The organism is Streptomyces sp. NPDC088810, assembly GCF_044750305.1.
GTDB lineage: Bacteria > Actinomycetota > Actinomycetes > Streptomycetales > Streptomycetaceae > Streptomyces.
In genome coordinates this window covers 56,290-72,844 of record NZ_JBIVJQ010000004.1, presented here as the reverse complement: position 1 = coordinate 72,844, position 16,555 = coordinate 56,290, and the positions used below count along the sequence as shown (strand labels likewise).

At 68.6% G+C, this 16,555-nt stretch carries 14 protein-coding genes; 8 read left to right on the top strand and 6 right to left on the bottom strand.

Annotated elements, in window-relative coordinates:
* Positions 1-91: 91 nt before the first annotated feature.
* The 3 genes from ACIP4Y_RS14915 to ACIP4Y_RS14905 are packed head-to-tail and all read left to right on the top strand — an operon-like array spanning position 92 to position 3,273.
* Positions 92-1,069 (top strand): ABC transporter permease, encoded by a 978-nt coding sequence (locus tag ACIP4Y_RS14915; RefSeq protein WP_401392697.1) that lies wholly within the window; start codon positions 92-94, stop codon positions 1,067-1,069.
* 15 nt (positions 1,070-1,084) lie between these two features.
* Positions 1,085-2,146, top strand: a complete 1,062-nt coding sequence (locus tag ACIP4Y_RS14910) for an ABC transporter ATP-binding protein (protein ID WP_401392695.1) — start codon at positions 1,085-1,087, stop codon at positions 2,144-2,146.
* A gap of 11 nt (positions 2,147-2,157) precedes the next feature.
* A complete protein-coding gene (locus ACIP4Y_RS14905; RefSeq protein ID WP_401392692.1) occupies positions 2,158-3,273 on the top strand; it encodes an ABC transporter ATP-binding protein in 1,116 nt (371 codons plus the stop codon).
* Positions 3,274-3,306: 33 nt separating this feature from the next.
* Here ACIP4Y_RS14905 and ACIP4Y_RS14900 read toward each other — a convergent pair whose 3' ends face one another.
* The 6 genes from ACIP4Y_RS14900 to ACIP4Y_RS14875 all read right to left on the bottom strand — a co-directional run bounded on the left by ACIP4Y_RS14900 (position 3,307) and on the right by ACIP4Y_RS14875 (position 10,341).
* Positions 3,307-4,047 carry a class I SAM-dependent methyltransferase gene (locus tag ACIP4Y_RS14900; protein WP_401392689.1) on the bottom strand — a complete coding sequence of 247 codons (741 nt, stop codon included), beginning with the start codon at positions 4,045-4,047 and terminating at the stop codon, positions 3,307-3,309.
* A gap of 231 nt (positions 4,048-4,278) precedes the next feature.
* Positions 4,279-5,322 carry an ABC transporter ATP-binding protein gene (locus ACIP4Y_RS14895; RefSeq protein WP_401392686.1) on the bottom strand — a complete coding sequence of 348 codons (1,044 nt, stop codon included), beginning with the start codon at positions 5,320-5,322 and terminating at the stop codon, positions 4,279-4,281.
* A gap of 26 nt (positions 5,323-5,348) precedes the next feature.
* Positions 5,349-6,374, bottom strand: a complete 1,026-nt coding sequence (locus ACIP4Y_RS14890) for an ABC transporter ATP-binding protein (RefSeq protein ID WP_401392683.1) — start codon at positions 6,372-6,374, stop codon at positions 5,349-5,351.
* A 10-nt stretch (positions 6,375-6,384) separates the two neighbouring features.
* Positions 6,385-7,365, bottom strand: a complete 981-nt coding sequence (locus ACIP4Y_RS14885) for an ABC transporter permease (RefSeq protein WP_401392680.1) — start codon at positions 7,363-7,365, stop codon at positions 6,385-6,387.
* An 84-nt stretch (positions 7,366-7,449) separates the two neighbouring features.
* Positions 7,450-9,234: an ABC transporter substrate-binding protein gene (locus tag ACIP4Y_RS14880; protein ID WP_401392677.1), complete on the bottom strand. Its 1,785-nt coding sequence runs from the start codon at positions 9,232-9,234 to the stop codon at positions 7,450-7,452.
* Positions 9,235-9,312: 78 nt separating this feature from the next.
* On the bottom strand, positions 9,313-10,341 hold the full coding sequence (locus ACIP4Y_RS14875) for an ABC transporter permease (protein WP_401392674.1): 1,029 nt from the start codon (positions 10,339-10,341) through the stop codon (positions 9,313-9,315).
* A 467-nt stretch (positions 10,342-10,808) separates the two neighbouring features.
* On the opposite strand from ACIP4Y_RS14875, the gene ACIP4Y_RS14870 reads away from it, so the two are divergent.
* From ACIP4Y_RS14870 to ACIP4Y_RS14850, 5 genes are all read left to right on the top strand, one after another.
* Positions 10,809-12,431 (top strand): ABC transporter substrate-binding protein, encoded by a 1,623-nt coding sequence (locus tag ACIP4Y_RS14870; RefSeq protein ID WP_401392671.1) that lies wholly within the window; start codon positions 10,809-10,811, stop codon positions 12,429-12,431.
* 6 nt (positions 12,432-12,437) lie between these two features.
* Complete coding sequence (locus tag ACIP4Y_RS14865; protein WP_401392668.1) at positions 12,438-13,361, top strand: ABC transporter permease; 924 nt, start codon at positions 12,438-12,440, stop codon at positions 13,359-13,361.
* Entirely contained in the window at positions 13,354-14,334 is a 981-nt protein-coding gene (locus ACIP4Y_RS14860) for an ABC transporter permease (protein ID WP_358639120.1), read from the top strand. The genes ACIP4Y_RS14865 and ACIP4Y_RS14860 overlap by 8 nt, the downstream gene beginning before the upstream one ends.
* 134 nt (positions 14,335-14,468) lie before the next feature.
* Positions 14,469-15,443, top strand: a complete 975-nt coding sequence (locus tag ACIP4Y_RS14855) for an ABC transporter ATP-binding protein (RefSeq protein ID WP_401393897.1) — start codon at positions 14,469-14,471, stop codon at positions 15,441-15,443.
* Positions 15,436-16,494 (top strand): ABC transporter ATP-binding protein, encoded by a 1,059-nt coding sequence (locus ACIP4Y_RS14850; protein ID WP_401392665.1) that lies wholly within the window; start codon positions 15,436-15,438, stop codon positions 16,492-16,494. The genes ACIP4Y_RS14855 and ACIP4Y_RS14850 overlap by 8 nt, the downstream gene beginning before the upstream one ends.
* Positions 16,495-16,555: the final 61 nt, after the last annotated feature.

The window sequence follows — 16,555 nt, the reverse complement described above, 5'->3', positions numbered from 1 at the left end:
GGCTGACGACGGGGGTGCGCCCGGACCGCGGGCGCGCCCCCGCTCCGAGCGCACCCCACCCACCGTCTCCGCAGAGAGCAGCCAGCCCGCCATGCTTCAGTTCATCATCCGGCGCGCGGTCGGCGCCTTCGTCACGCTCTTCCTCATCGGGGCGGCGACCTTCTTCCTCTTCGTGGCCGCACCCTCCGACTACGCCTCCCTGGCCTGTGGCAAGGACTGTTCGCCCCAGCGGCTGGCGGACATCCGGGAGGCCCTGGGGCTCAACCTGCCCCTCGCCCAGCAGTTCTGGGAATTCATGACCGGCATCGTGACGGGCCGTGACTTCCCGACCGGGCACTGCTCGGCCCCCTGCCTGGGCGTGTCGTTCTACTCGGGGGACATGGTCTGGAGCACCATCATGGACCGGTTCCCGCTGACCCTCACCCTGACTGCCGGCGGTGCGATCGTCTTCCTCCTCGTCGGCGTCGGCGCCGGCATGATCGCCGCGTACCGGCGCGGCACGATGGTCGACAAGGTCGCCACCGGCGCGTCCATGGTGCTCAGTTCCTTCCAGATCTACTTCCTCGGCCCGGTCGTGCTGACGATCCTCGTCTACGGCACCGGCTGGATGGAGGACCCGAAGTACGTGCCCTTCACCCAGGACCCCGCCGGCTGGTTCGTCGGGATGTCGATCCCGGTGTGCGTGATGGCCACGATCTTCACCGCGCAGTACACCCGTATGGCGCGCTCGTCGATGATCGAGCAGCTCGCCGAGGACCACGTGCGCACCGCCCGGGCCAAGGGCATGTCACGCAAGTACGTCTTCCTGCGCTACGCCTGGCGCGGCTCGCTCATCCCGATCGTCACCGTGCTCGGCATCGACGTCAGCTCCATGCTGGGCGGTGCCGTCGTCACCGAACTGACCTTCTCCCTGCAGGGGATCGGCCGGCTCGCCGTGGACGGCGCGGTCAACAAGGACCTGCCGCTGACGATGGGGGTCATGCTGTTCGGCGCCTTCTTCATCCTCGTCATCAACATCCTGACCGACATCACCTACGCGTGGATCGACCCCCGCATCCGGCTCTCCTAGGAAGAACCAGCCATCGTGACCACAGTGACCAAGGCCGAGGGCGCACCGGCCCCGACCGGGCCGGACGCATTCCTCTCGGTGCGCGATCTCCAGGTGACGTTCTCCACCGAGGACGGCCCGGTCAAGGCCGTCGACGGCCTCTCCTTCGATCTGCACCGCGGGAAGACCCTCGGCATCGTGGGAGAGTCGGGCTCGGGCAAGTCGGTCACCAACCTGACGATCCTCGGGCTGCACGACCCGCTGTTCACGACGATCGACGGGGAGGTCGTCCTCGACGGCAAGGAACTGATCACCGCCACCGAGAAGGAGATGGAGAAGCTCCGCGGCAACCGGATGGCGATGATCTTCCAGGACCCGCTCACCGCGCTGTCGCCCTTTTACACCATCGGCCGGCAGATCGCCGAGCCGTACATGAAGCACACCGGCGCCTCGAAGAAGGCCGCCTGGGAGCGGGCCATGGAGATGCTCGCCAAGGTCGGCATCCCCAACCCCAAGGAACGCGCCCGGGACTACCCGCACCAGTTCTCCGGCGGTATGCGCCAGCGCGCGATGATCGCCATGGCGCTGGTCTGCGACCCGGACCTGCTGATCGCCGACGAGCCGACCACGGCCCTCGACGTGACCGTGCAGGCCCAGATCCTGGACCTGCTCAAGGACCTCCAGCGGGAGTTCGGCACGGCGATCGTCTTCATCACCCACGACCTCGGGGTCATCGCCGACATGGCCGACGACATCATGGTCATGTACGCGGGCCGGGCGGTGGAACGCGGCACGATGGACGAGGTCCTCCGCTCCCCGCAGCACCCGTACACCTGGGGTCTGCTGAACTCCATGCCCCGGCTGGACTCCGACCTCGGCACCCCGCTCTCGCCCATCCCCGGCACCCCGCCGAGTCTGCTCACCCCGCCGTCCGGCTGCCGTTTCCATCCCCGGTGCACCTTCCGGGACCGGGTCGGCGGCGACCGCTGCACCACCGAGCGCCCCCTGCTGGCGCCGGACCGCTCCTCGGCGTGCCATCTCAGCGCGGAGCAGAAGCGAACCATCTTCGTCGACGAGATCAGGCCCCGACTGGGCTAGGAGGACCCGTCATGAAAGAGGACCTCGTCCTCCCCGCCGGCCGCGAGGCCGGCGACGACGCGGCTGCGGAGCCGCTGCTCACGGTCTCGGGGCTGGTCAAGCACTTCCCGGTCAAGGGCGGCTTCCCCATCCGCCGCACGGTCGGCCATGTCCAGGCCGTCGACGGCCTCGACCTGACCGTGCACGCGGGGGAGAGCTTCGGCCTGGTCGGAGAGTCGGGCTGCGGCAAGTCGACCACGGGCCGGCTCATCACCCGCCTGATGGAACCGACCAGCGGCACGATCACCTACCGCGGCCGGGACATCAGCCATGCCACCCGCAGACAGCTGGCGCCGATCCGCTCCGAGATCCAGATGATCTTCCAGGACCCGTACTCGTCGCTGAACCCGCGACAGACGGTCGGCAAGATCATCTCCGGGCCGATGGAGATCAACGGCATCAGTCCGGAGGGCGGCCGGGAGAAGCGGGTCCGCGAACTGCTGGAGATCGTGGGCCTGAACCCGGAGCACTACAACCGCTTCCCGCACGAGTTCTCCGGCGGCCAGCGCCAGCGCATCGGCGTGGCCCGCGCCCTCGCCCTGGAACCGAAGCTCATCGTCGCCGACGAGCCGGTCTCCGCCCTGGACGTCTCCATCCAGGCCCAGGTCGTCAACCTGCTCCAGCAGGTGCAGCGGGAACTGGGCATCGCGTTCCTCTTCATCGCCCACGACCTCGCCGTCGTACGGCACTTCTCCCAGCGCGTCGCCGTCATGTACCTCGGCAAGATCATCGAGGTGGGCGACCGGGACTCCATCTACACCCGCCCGCGCCACCCCTACACCCACGCCCTGCTGTCCGCGGTCCCCGAGGTGACTCTGACGGAGGGGGAGGCGCCCTCGCGCGAGCGCATCCGCCTCGCCGGCGACGTGCCGTCCCCCATCTCCCCGCCGTCCGGCTGCCGCTTCCGCACTCGCTGCTGGAAGGCACAGGACAGGTGCGCGGCCGAGGAACCCCCGCTGCTCCGGCTCTCCGGCAACCGGGACGGCCACCTGACGGCCTGCCACTTCCCGGAGGACCCGACCACCGCCCGCGAGGAGGACATCATCCTGGACCCGGCGCTGACGGCACTGGAGGAGGACCAGGGCTAGGACACGGCTCGGCCGGCCCCCACTGGCCGCCCCCTAGGCCCTGCGGGTCACCGTGATGATTTCCGGGGAGTCGGGGGTCAGCGGGGACCCGTCCCAGTCGCCGTACTGCTCGACGACGGTCAGGCCCGCCTCCGCCAGGAAGGTGTTCAGGGTGTCGGCGTCCAGGAAGCGGAGGACGCCGGGGACGACCCGGGGGGCGGGCCAGTGGGGGGCGGTGTAGGTCTCCGTGAAGTGCACCCGGCCCCGGTCCGGGCCGTCGCCTCGGACCTCGTGCCACGCCTGCACCGGGGTGCCGTCGGTGTCGGTGATCTCGTGCACCCGGTCCGGGGTCCAGCGCTCCCAGGCGCGGGCGCCCGGGTTGCGGGTCTCGAAGACGAAGTGTCCCCCGTCCGTCAGGGCCGCGCGGGCGGCGCGCAGGCAGACCCGGATCTCCTCGTCCGTCACCAGTTCCTGGAAGGCGTGCCCGGTCATGACGACCAGGTCGAACTCCGGCCGCCAGCACCGCACCCGCACATCGCCGAGCACCCACTCGACGTCCGGCCGGGCCCGCCGGGCCTGGACGAGCATGGCGGCGGCCGGATCGAGCCCCGTCAGCCGACCCTGGTGGCCCTCGGCCCGGGCCCGCCGCAGCAGCTGTCCCGTGCCGCACCCGATGTCCAGCACGGACCCGGCCTGCCGCAGCAGTCCGAGGTAGAAGTCGTCACCCGGTCCCCAGGGGTTGAGGCTGTCGTACAGCGCGGCCAGCGAGAGATCGGCATAGACGTGATCCACCACCGCGGCAGTCTGACACAGGATGCTGAACGGTGTGTCAGGAACGACAGTTCTCGAACTCTTACCGTCGGCACGGGTGTTGGGGCGCTCCGGTATGCCGGGCCGGAACAACGAAGAGGGCCCGTGCCTCGGGAGGCGCGGGCCCTCTTCCCCTGGACCGGACGTTCATGGGCTCGGGTCAATGGGCCGGTGAAAGTCCGCTCCGCAAGGGGGCGGCTGACGGAAAGGGGTGTGTCAGGCCGCCGCCTCGGGGTCCTTGGTCAGGCGCGGGGCGGGCACGGTGTCCGTCGTCTCCGGGTAGTGACACGCCGTCAGGTGACCGGGCTTGTTGCCCGCCGCCTCCACCAGCGGCGGGGCCTCCGTCGCGCACTTCTCGGTCGCCTTCCAGCACCGGGTGCGGAAGCGGCAGCCGGACGGCGGGTTGATCGGCGACGGCACATCCCCGGTCAGGCGGATGCGCTCGCGCGGCTCCTCGTCCACCGTGGCCTCGGGGACGGCGGACAGCAGGGCCCGCGTGTAGGGGTGCCGCGGGTTGTTGTACAGGTCGTCGCGGTCGGCGATCTCGACGATCTTACCCAGGTACATGACCGCGACGCGCTGTGAGAAGTGCCGCACGATCGCCAGGTCGTGGGCGATGAACACGAACGCGATGCCGAGGTCCTTCTGGACCTGCTGGAGCAGGTTGACGACCTGGGCCTGGATGGAGACGTCCAGCGCCGAGACCGGCTCGTCCGCCACGATCAGCTTTGGCTCCAGGGCCAGGGCGCGGGCCACGCCGATGCGCTGGCGCTGGCCGCCGGAGAACTCGTGCGGGAAGCGGTTGTAGTGCTCCGGGTTGAGACCGACGATCTCCAGCAGCTCGCGCACGCGCTTCTCGTGGCCGCCGGGCGGGTTGATGCCGTTGATCTCCATGGGACCGGAGATGATCTTGCCGACCGTCTGCCGCGGGTTCAGCGAGGCGTACGGGTCCTGGAAGATCATCTGGATCTCGGAGCGGATCGGCGCCAGCTGCCTGCGGCCGGCATGCGTGATGTCCTGGCCGCGATAGGTGACCGTGCCACTGGTCGGTTCCATCAGGCGGGTGATCAGCCGGCCCGTGGTCGACTTGCCACAGCCCGACTCGCCGACCAGGCCCAGGCTCTCGCCCTCGGCCACCTGGAAGTCCAGGCCGTCGACGGCCTGCACGGCGCCGACCGTCCGCTTGATGGGGAAGCCGCCCTTGATCGGGAAGTGCTTGGTGAGCCCGGAGACGTCCAGGAGGGGGGTGGTGCTGCTCATGGTGGTGAAGTCCCGTCTGAAATCCGTCAGTGGGTGCGGGCGGCGGCGTAGTCGGTGAACAACTCGCGCTTCTGCTCCGGCGTCAGGTGGCAGGCCGCACCCCGCCCGTCCACGACCTCCAGCGCGGGCCGCTCGCCGGAGCACCGCCCGCCGGCCACCTTGTCGGCGAACGCGCAGCGGGGGTGGAAGCGGCAGCCGGACGGCGGGTTGAGCAGGGAGGGCGGCGAGCCGGGAATCGGCGACAGGGGGACGTCGACCGGCCCGTCCAGCGCCGGCATCGAACCGAGCAGCCCCAGCGTGTACGGGTGCTTCGGGTCCCGCAGCACTTCCTTCTTCGTCCCGCGCTCCACGCACCGGCCGCCGTACATCACCAGCACGTCGTCCGCGATGTCGGCGATGACACCGAGGTCGTGCGTGATGAAGATGATGGCGGTGCCGAACTCCTGCTGGAGGTCCTTGAGCAGGTCCATGATCTGCGCCTGGACCGTCACGTCGAGGGCCGTGGTCGGCTCGTCGGCGATGAGCAGCTCGGGGTCGCAGACCAGCGCCATGGCGATCATCGCGCGCTGGCGCATACCGCCGGAGAACTGGTGCGGGTAGTCGTCCACCCGGGCGTCCGGCTGCGGGATGCCGACCCGGCGCAGCATCTCGATCGCCCGGACCCGGGCCTCGCGCTTGGTGCAGCCGGTGTGCTTCCGGTACGTCTCGCCGATCTGCGCGCCGATGGTGTGGTACGGCGACAGCGAGGCCAGCGCGTCCTGGAAGATCATCGACATCTTGTTGCCCCGGAGCCGTTCCAGCTCCTTCTCGGAGGCGGTGATCAGCTCCTTGTCGTCGAGCAGGATCTCGCCGTCGAGGGCGGTGTTGCGCGGGTCGTGCAGGCCCATGATCGCCATGTTGGTGACGGACTTGCCGGAGCCGGACTCGCCGACGATACCGAGGGTCTTGCCCTTCTCCAGGTCGAAGGAGAGCCCGTCGACGGCCTTGACGATGCCGTCCTCGGTGGAGAAGTGCACCTTGAGGTCGCGGACGGAGAGGAAGGGGGTGCTCATGGGTCTCTCCTTAAGCGAGGCGCACGCGCGGGTCGATCAGGGCGTAGACGGCGTCCACGATGATGTTGAAGACGACGATCGCGCCGGCGGCGACCAGGACGACGCCGAGCAGCACCGGCAGGTCGTTGTTCTGCACCGCCTTCACCGACAGCATGCCGAGGCCCTGGAGGCTGAAGGTCGACTCGGTGATGATCGCGCCGCCGAGCAGCACACCGAGGTCGAGGCCGAAGATGGTGATGATCGGGCCCATGGCGCCGCGCCAGGCGAACCGGAAGAACACCGTGCGGCGGGACAGGCCCTTGGCGCGGGCGGTGCGGACGTAGTCCTGGGTGAGCGTCTCGACCATCTGGGATCGCGTCATACGCGTGTAGTTCGCGGTGAAGATCAGCGACAGCACCAGCCACGGCACCAGCAGGCCGGAGAACCACTTGCCCGGGTTGTCCGTGAAGGGCGTGTAGCTGGCCCGGTCCAGCAGGTGCAACTGGTCGACCAGGAGGTAGGTGGCGAAGACACCGACGACGTAGATCTGCATCGAGGACGCGACCAGCGAGGCCGAGCTGGCGATCTTGTCCAGGGCCTTGCCCTGCTTGACGGCGGCCAGCATGCCGGTGCCGACACCGAAGATCAGGAAGACGACGGCGGCACCCAGGGACAGGGAGACCGTGGTGGGGAAGCGGTCCAGGATGGTGTCCAGGACCGGCTCGCGGCTCTGGAAGGAGAAGCCCAGGCAAGGAGCGTCACAATGCCCGAACGAGCTGTAGTCCCGCCCCACGAACAGGCCCTTGAGCCATTCCCAGTACTGCACGGGGAGCGGGTCGGAGATCGCCAGGTTCTTCCGCACCAGGGCCAGCGTCTCTGGGGTGCAGACCTTGCCGCACGCGATGCGGGCGGGGTCGCGCGGAGCGGCGTAGAACAGGACGAACACCAGGGCGCTGATGATCAGCAGAATCACCGCGGCGCCGAGGATCCGGCGGACGAGGAAGCGGAACATGGCAGTTGGGATTTCCTGACGGATGCCGTAGGGGGGTGAGACGGCGGGGCGGCACCTGGGCCGCCCCGCCTAGGGGGCCGTACGTCAGGCCTTGACGAAGGTCTTGTACAGCAGGGTCGCGGAGAAGTTCGGGTCGAACTGGGCGCCGCCGACCTTGTTGCCGTAGACGTAGAAGCGACGCTGGTACGTCTCGGGGATCATCGGGGCGACCTCCTCCATGATCCGCTTGTCGAGCGCGGCCCAGGCCTTGCCGGCCTCCTGCTGGTCCGGGATGACGGCGTTCTTCTTGATGGCCTCGTTGATCCAGTCGACGTCGGTCTGCGACACGTTGTTCTTGCCGTTGCCGATGGCGTCGCCGTCGAGCAGGGGCTGGATCATCGTGTAGGCGGTCGGCCAGTCCGGGGACCAGCCGCCCCACATCACGTCGTAGCTGTTGTCGATCTGCTGGATCTGGTCGTAGTACGCCGTGGACTCGAGCGGCTTGATGACCGGGGTGAAGCCGGCCGCCTTCAGGGCGTTCTCGATGACGACCTTGGTCTTGTTGTAGGTCGGGTCGTTCGGGAAGGCGTAGACGATCTTCTGGCCGAGCGCGTTGGCCTCCTTCAGCAGCTTCTTCGCGGCCTCCGGGTCGCCCTGCGGCTTCTTCAGCTTGTTGTACACATCGGTCTTCTGGTAACCGATGATGTCGGGGCTGAGGACCGAGGTCGCGAAGTCGCCGGAGGACGGGCCGCCGTAGACCTGCCGGATCTGCTGCAGCGGCCAGGCGTGGATGAGGGCCTGGCGGACCTTGAGGTCCGTGACGCGCTTGGAGTTGATCCAGTAGAAGTAGGTGCCGGTGATCAGGCCGTTGAAGGTGCGCTTCTTCAGGTCGGGGTCGGTGAGGACCTTCTGGATGCGCTCGGCGGGCACGCCCTTGTAGATGGAGACGCCGTAGGCGTCGTTGCCCTGGGACGAGATGAGGCGGTCGACGCCGTCCAGCGTCTCGACACCGAAGGTGAACTCGAAGCCGTCCGGGTAGGCGTTGCGGATCGAGTCGGTCTTCGGGTCCCAGTGCTTGTTGCGGATCAGCACCATCGACTTGTCGGTGGTGTGGGCCTTGATCTTGTACGGGCCGCAGGCGACCGGCTTCTTGTCGTACTTCTCCTTGGTGTCCAGCTTCACCGGCACCGCGGCGTAGGAGTGCATGGCCAGGGTGAAGTTGAAGTCGGGCTTCGACTCGGCCAGCTTGAAGGTGATCGTCCGCTTCGCCTTGTCGATGGTGATCGCGTCGAGGTGCTTGCCCTTGTACGGGCCCTCGTACGCGTCACGCCACTTGCCGCCCTTGCCGGTCAGCGCACGCTGGGCGTAGTCGGCGCCCTCGGTGACGAACGGCGCCCAGGCGCGCTCGAAGCCGTGGCGGACGTCCTCGACGGTCAGCTCGCTGCCGTCCTCCCACTTCAGACCCTCCTTCAGCGTGAAGGTCCAGGTCTTGTTGTCGTCGGAGGCCTTGCCGGTGTCGGTGGCCAGGTCGCCGACCAGCTTCTGCTTGCCGGACGCGTCGATCTTGTAGCCGGTCAGGCAGCGGTGCAGCAGCAGCGCGACGGTGGAGTTGTAGGCGTAGTAGATGCGCTGCGGGTCCAGGTGGGAGAAGTCGTCCGGAGCCAGGCCGTAGATCGTGCCGCCCGTCTTCGCGCCGGGGATCTCCGGGGCGGGGCCGGTGGAGTCGGCCGCGGTGCCGACGGTGACCTTGGCACCGGTGTACTCCGTGGCGCCGGCACTCGGGGTGCCGCCGCTGCCGCCCGAGTCACCGCTGCTGCACGCGGACAGCACCGTCGAGCCTGCGGCCGCGACAGAGGTGGCGATCAGGAAGTTTCTGCGGGAAAAGGACATGGCTGGCCTGTTCTGCTGGAGGAACGAAGTGGTGCTGGACCCCGGCCGGGCCCCGTCGCCGTGGCCGGGGATGACGCATCAGCGCTTGGTCTTGGGGTCCAGTGCGTCGCGGACCGAGTCGCCGAGCAGGTTGAAGGCGACGACGAAGATCACCATCGACAGGCCCGGGAAGAGCATGAAGGTGATGTCGTCCTGGTAGTACTTGGCACCGTTCTGGATCATCACGCCCCAGTCGGGGGTGGGATCCGTGAGGCCGACGCCGACGAAGGCGAGGCCCGCTTCCGCCGTGACGTACGTGGGGAGCAGGAGAGTGGACTGGATCAGGATCGGAGTCCACAGGTTGGGCAGCAGTTCCTTGAAGATGATGCGGGCCGGGGAGGCGCCGGTGACCTTGGCCGCCTCGACGAACTCCCGCTCGCGCAGGGCGAGCACCTCGCCGCGCAGCAGACGGGCGATGGAGGCCCAGCCGAAGGCCGTCATCACGAGGATGAGGCTGGTGACCGTCAGCCAGACCGGGGTGTTCTCCTCCGGCGAGACGAAGATCGCCATGACCACCGGCCAGAAGGCGATGAAGAACAGGGTCTGCGGGAACGCCAGCAGGATGTCGATCACGCGGCCGACGAGGTAGTCCGTCTTGCCGCCCAGGTAGCCGGCGGTGATGCCGATGACGACGCCGAGCAGGGTCGTCAGCAGTGCGGCCACCGCGGCGATCATCAGCGAGTTGCGGATGCCGTAGAGCAGGAAGGTGAAGACGTCCCGGCCGAGCTGCGGCTCGATGCCGAACCAGAAGTCGGAGCTGATGCCGCCGTTGGGCTTGATCGGGAAGTTGAACTCGTTCAGCAGGCCCGGGGTGTTCATGCCGTAGGTGGTGTACGGGTCCTTGCCGTACACCTTGGCTATGAGCGGCGCGAGGATGCCGACAGCGAAGAAGAAGATCACCACGAAGGCGGATATGACGCCCGTCCGGTCCCGCTTGAAGCGGGTCCAGGCCAGCCGTCCCGGAGAGCGGCTCTCGCTGCCCTTGGGCGTGCCGGGCTTCGCCGATGCGGCGCTGTCTTCGTCGGTCACCTCAAGTGGGGCGGCCGGGGAAGGGGTTGCGGGGGTCATGATGCTCCGTGCCTTGTGGGTCAAGGCTCCGCAGGGCGCTCCCCTACGGGCTACGCCGGACTTTTTCAACGCAATTCATTCAAGGTCAATAAATTCTCGACCGCCTTGGTTGTCTCTTTACCTTCTTTACTCTGCCTTGATCATTCCGTAGCTACGCGGGTAGCGCGCCGTAATCAATCCGTGCTTCACATCGGACCAACTGGGCAATTCGGGCAAGAAGTTCGATATGCGGACGGCCGAGTGTCGAAATGCGTACATCTCCCCGCCTCAATCCAACGTTTCGGCATCGTTACATGAAGATCTATTGCACGCGACACCCAAGATCATCAGGGCGGCGGACGGACGGTGCCTGCATTCGGGTGACCTGTCCCTCTAAAGGTCGTTCAATCGGGCGGCAAGCATGCGATACATGCCGTATGTGCCGATATCGACCGATATCGGATCAGTGCGTACGGAGGAGGCACGGCATGCGGGGAGTCACGCGCGCCCGAGGGGCCGTATGCGCGGTGGCGGTGGCACTCGCCGCAGCCGGCTGCGGGGGCGGCGCCTCAAGCAGCAGCGGCGGCGCGGTGCTCAGCTCCTCCTGGGGCGACCCCCAGAACCCGCTGGAGCCGGCCAACACCAACGAGGTGCAGGGCGGCAAGGTCCTCGACATGATCTTCCGGGGCCTGAAGAAGTACGACCCGAGGACCGGCAAGGCCACCGACATGCTCGCCGAGTCCATCGACACGAAGGACTCGCGGAACTTCACGATCCGGGTGAAGCGCGGCTGGACCTTCTCCGACGGCGAGAAGGTCACCGCCCGTTCGTTCGTCGACGCCTGGAACTACGGGGCGAGCCTGAAGCACAACCAGAAGAACGCCTACTTCTTCGGTTACGTCGACGGATACGACAAGGTCCACCCCAGCGGCGGCACACAGACCGCCGACACCCTGTCCGGGCTGAAGGTGGTGGACGACCACACCTTCACCGTCAGGCTGCGCCAGACGTTCTCCGGCTTCCCCGACACCCTCGGCTACGCGGCCTTCGCCCCGCTGCCCCGCGCGTTCTTCACCGACCACGCGGCCTGGCTGCGGAAACCGGTCGGCAACGGCCCCTACACCGTCGAGTCCTATACGAAGGGCTCGCAGATGTCCCTCAGGAAGTGGGACGGCTACCCCGGCCCCGACAAGGCCCGCAACGGCGGCGTGGACCTGAAGGTGTACACGGACAACAACACCGCCTACACCGACCTGATGGCCGGCAACCTCGACCTCGTGGACGACGTGCCCGCCGCCCAGCTGAAGAACGTACGGAGCGACCTGGGCGACCGCTACATCAACACCCCGGCCGGCATCCTCCAGACCTTCGCCTTCCCCTACTACGACAAGGCCTGGAACAAGCCGGGCGCGGAGAAGGTCCGCACCGGCCTGTCCATGGCGATCAACCGGAAGCAGATCACCGAGACGATCTTCGACAGGACCCGCACCCCCGCGACCGACTGGACCTCGCCCGTCCTCGGCGCCGACGGCGGCTACCAGGCCGGTCTGTGCGGCAGGGCCTGCGACTACGACCCGGCCGGGGCAAAGAAGCTGATCAAGGAGGGCGGCGGGATCCCCGGCGGCCAGGTCCGGATCACCTACAACGCCGACACGGGCTCGCACAAGGAGTGGGTGGACGCCGTGTGCAACTCCATCAACAACGCCCTCGGCAACAGCAAGGCCTGCGTCGGCAACCCCGTCGGCACCTTCGCCGACTTCCGCAACCGGATCGGCCGGCACAAGATGCCCGGCCCCTTCCGGGCGGGCTGGCAGATGGACTACCCGCTCATCCAGAACTTCCTGCAGCCGCTGTACTACACCGACGCCTCCTCCAACGACGGCAAGTGGTCGAACAAGGACTTCGACCGGCTCGTCGACCGGGCCAACGCCGAGACCGACCGGGCCAGGGCCGTCCAGCTGTTCCAGCGGGCGGAGGAGGTCGTCCGGGACAACATGGCCGCCATCCCGCTGTGGTACCAGAACGGCAGCGCCGGCTACTCCGAGCGGCTGTCCGGCGTGGCGCTCAACCCCTTCAGCGTCCCCGTCTACAACGAGATCAAGGTCAGCTGAGGCGCCATGGGACGCTATGTCGTCCGGCGACTGCTGCAGATGGTCCCGGTGTTCGTCGGGTCCACCCTGCTGATCTTCCTCATGGTGAACGTGATGGGCGACCCCGTCGCGGGCCTGTGCGGCGAGCGGCAGTGCGACCCGGCGACCGCCGCCCAGCTGAGGCGGGAGTTCGGCTTGGACAAGCCGCTCTGGCAGCAGTACGCCACCTACATGGGGAACGTCTTCACCGGCGACTTCGGTACGGCGTTCAACGGGCAGCGGGTCACCGAGCTGATGGCCACGGCGTTCCCCGTCACCATCCGGCTCACGGTCGTGGCCGTCCTGTTCGAGGTCGTCGTCGGCACCACGCTCGGCGTGCTGACCGGCCTCAGGCGCGGACGGCCCGTCGACACCACCGTGCTGCTGCTGACCCTGGTGGTGATCTCCGTGCCCACCTTCGTCACCGGCCTGCTGCTCCAGCTGCTGCTCGGGGTGGAATGGGGCTGGGTGAGACCGTCCGTCTCCCCGGACGCCGCGTTCGGCGAGCTGATCGTGCCGGGCCTGGTCCTCGCCTCCGTCTCCCTCGCCTACGTCACCCGGCTCACCCGCACCTCCCTCGCCGAGAACAGGCGGTCCGACTACGTCCGCACGGCCGTCGCCAAGGGCCTGCCCCGGCACCGGGTCATCACCCGGCACCTGCTGCGCAACTCCCTCATCCCGGTGGTCACCTTCATCGGGACCGACATCGGCGCGCTGATGGGCGGGGCGATCGTCACCGAGCGGATCTTCAACATCCACGGCGTCGGCTACCAGCTCTACCAGGGCATCCTGCGCCAGAACACGCAGACCGTCGTCGGCTTCGTGACCGTCCTCGTCCTGGTCTTCCTGGTCGCCAACCTCCTCGTCGACCTCCTGTACGCCGTACTCGACCCGAGGATCCGCTATGCCTGAACAGCCGTACGAGCCCGAGCGCGCGATCGCCGGCACCGGCATGGGCGGCGCGATGGACCTCGGCGCGAGCGAGGCGGCCACGCTGGAGCCGGCGCCGGGGGGAGCGGGCGGCACCGGGCCCGTGGGCAGACCGCGCTCGCTGTGGTCCGACGCCTGGCACGACCTGCGCCGCAACCCCGTCTTCCTGGTCTCCGCCCTGGTCATCCTCTTCCTGATCGTCATCTCCCTGTGGCCGTCGGCGATCGCCTCCGGCAGCCCCCTGACGTGCGACCTGGCCAAGGCCCGGGAGGGGGCCCGGCCGGGGCATCCCTTCGGCTACGACGGACAGGGCTGCGACGTCTACACGCGGACCGTCTACGGCGCCCGGGCGTCCGTCACGGTCGGGGTGCTGGCGACCCTCGGGGTGGCGGTGCTCGGCTCGGTGCTGGGCGGCCTCGCGGGTTACTTCGGCGGTCTGTGGGACTCGGTCCTGTCCCGGATCACGGACATCTTCTTCGCCATCCCGGTGGTCCTCGGCGGTCTCGTCCTCCTCTCCGTGGTGACCTCCAATACGGTCTGGCCGGTCATCGGGTTCATGGTGCTGCTCGGCTGGCCGCAGATCTCCCGGATCGCGCGCGGTTCGGTCATCACCGCCAAGCAGCACGACTACGTCCAGGCCGCCCGCGCCCTCGGCGCCTCCGACGCCCGCATCCTGCTCCGGCACATCACCCCGAACGCCGTGGCGCCGGTGATCGTCGTCGCGACCATCGCGCTCGGCACCTACATCGCCCTGGAGGCGACCCTGTCCTACCTCGGCGTCGGCCTCAAACCGCCCAGCGTCTCCTGGGGCATCGACATCTCCGCCGCCTCCCCCTACATCCGCAACGCCCCCCACGCCCTCCTGTGGCCCTCGGGTGCCCTCGCGGTCACGGTCCTGGCCTTCATCATGCTCGGCGACGCCGTCCGCGACGCCCTCGACCCGAAGCTGAGGTGAGGGCGCGGTGACGCGGTCCGCGGCGCGGTGTCGTGGTGGTGCGGGCGGGCGTGTGGGGTGCGGTGGGTTCCGGTTTCACCCTGCCCGGCGGTGCGGCCGTGGCGCTGTCGACGGGAAGGCGAGGTGAGGGTGTGGTGTTGCTCGAAGTGCGGGATCTGTGGGTGGAGTTCCGGACCCGGGACGGGGTGGCGCATGCCGTCAACGGGGTGAGCTACGAGGTGGACGCGGGGGAGACCCTCGCCGTGCTCGGGGAGTCCGGCTCCGGGAAGTCCGTCACCGCGCAGGCGGTCATGGGCATCCTCGACACGCCCCCGGCCGGGATCACCGGCGGCGAGATCCTCTTCGACGGCCGGGACCTGCTGACGCTGAAGGGGCAGGAGCGGCGCAGGATCCGGGGCGCCGGGATGGCGATGATCTTCCAGGACGCGCTGTCCGCCCTCAACCCCGTCATGACCGTGGGCGACCAGCTGGGGGAGATGTTCGTCGTCCACCGGGGGATGTCGAAGAAGGACGCGCGGGCCAGGGCCGTGGACCTGATGGAGCGGGTGCGGATCCCGGGCGCCGCCCAGCGGGTGCGGGACTATCCCCACCAGTTCTCCGGCGGTATGCGCCAGCGCATCATGATCGCGATGGCGCTGGCCCTGGAACCGGCGCTGATCATCGCCGACGAGCCCACCACCGCCCTCGACGTCACGGTCCAGGCCCAGGTGATGGACCTGCTCGCGGAGTTGCAGCGCGAGTACCGCATGGGGCTCATCCTCATCACCCACGACCTCGGCGTGGTCGCGGACGTCGCCGACCGCATCGCCGTGATGTACGCCGGGAGGATCGTCGAGTCCGCGCCCGTCCACGACATCTACAAGGCGCCCGCCCACCCCTACACCCGGGGCCTGCTCGACTCCATCCCGCGACTGGACCAGAAGGGGCAGCAGCTGTACGCCATCCAGGGCCTGCCGCCGAACCTCACGCACATCCCGCCGGGCTGCTCCTTCCACCCGCGCTGCCCGCTGGCCCGGGACGTGTGCCGCACCGACGAGCCGCCGCTCTACCCGGTGTCCGCGAGCCGGGGCAGCGCCTGCCACTTCTGGAGGGAGTGCCTGGATGGCTGAGCCGATCCTCGAAGTGAGCGGCCTCGTCAAGCACTACCCCCTCACCCGGGGCATCCTCTTCAAGAAGCAGATCGGCGCGGTGAAGGCCGTCGACGGCGTCGACTTCAGCCTCGGCAAGGGCGAAACCCTCGGCATCGTCGGGGAGTCCGGCTGCGGCAAGTCGACGGTCGCGAAGCTGCTGTGCAACCTGGAGCGCCCGACCGCCGGCACCATCAGGTTCAAGGGCGAGGACATCACCCGGCTGTCCGGCAAGGCCCTCAAAGCCGTGCGCCGGAACATCCAGATGGTCTTCCAGGATCCCTACACCTCGCTCAACCCCCGGATGACGGTGGGCGACATCATCGGGGAGCCGTACGACATCCACCCCGAGGTGGCCCCCAAGGGCGACCGCCGCCGCCGGGTGCAGGAGTTGCTGGACGTGGTCGGCCTCGACCCGGAGTACGTCAACCGCTACCCGCACCAGTTCTCCGGCGGCCAGCGCCAACGCATCGGCATCGCCCGGGGGCTGGCGCTACGGCCCGAGATCATCGTCGCCGACGAACCGGTGTCCGCGCTGGACGTCTCGGTCCAGGCCCAGGTGATCAACCTGCTGGACCGGCTCCAGGCGGAGTTCCACCTGTCGTACGTCTTCATCGCGCACGACCTGTCCATCGTCCGGCACATCTCGGACCGGATCGCGGTGATGTACCTGGGCCGGATCGTGGAGACCGGCCGCGACAGCGAGATCTACGACCACCCGACCCACCCCTACACCCAGGCCCTGCTCTCCGCCGTGCCCGTGCCCGACCCCGAGGCCCGCGAGCACCGCGAGCGGATCATCCTGAGCGGCGACGTGCCCTCGCCGACAAACATCCCCTCCGGCTGCCGCTTCCGCACCCGCTGCTGGAAGGCTCAGGAGCGCTGCGCCCGGGAGGTCCCGGCGCTCGCCGTCCCGGCCGCCTTCCGTGCCGCCCCCGGTCCCGCGGCCCACGCCTCGGCATGCCACTTCGCGGAGGACAAGCAGGTCGTACCGCCGGAGGAACCGCAGCTCAACGGCAACGGGCCGGGATGACATGGTGCATCCCGGCCCGTTTACGGCACCCGCACGGCCGTACGCTGATCAGCCTCCCGTG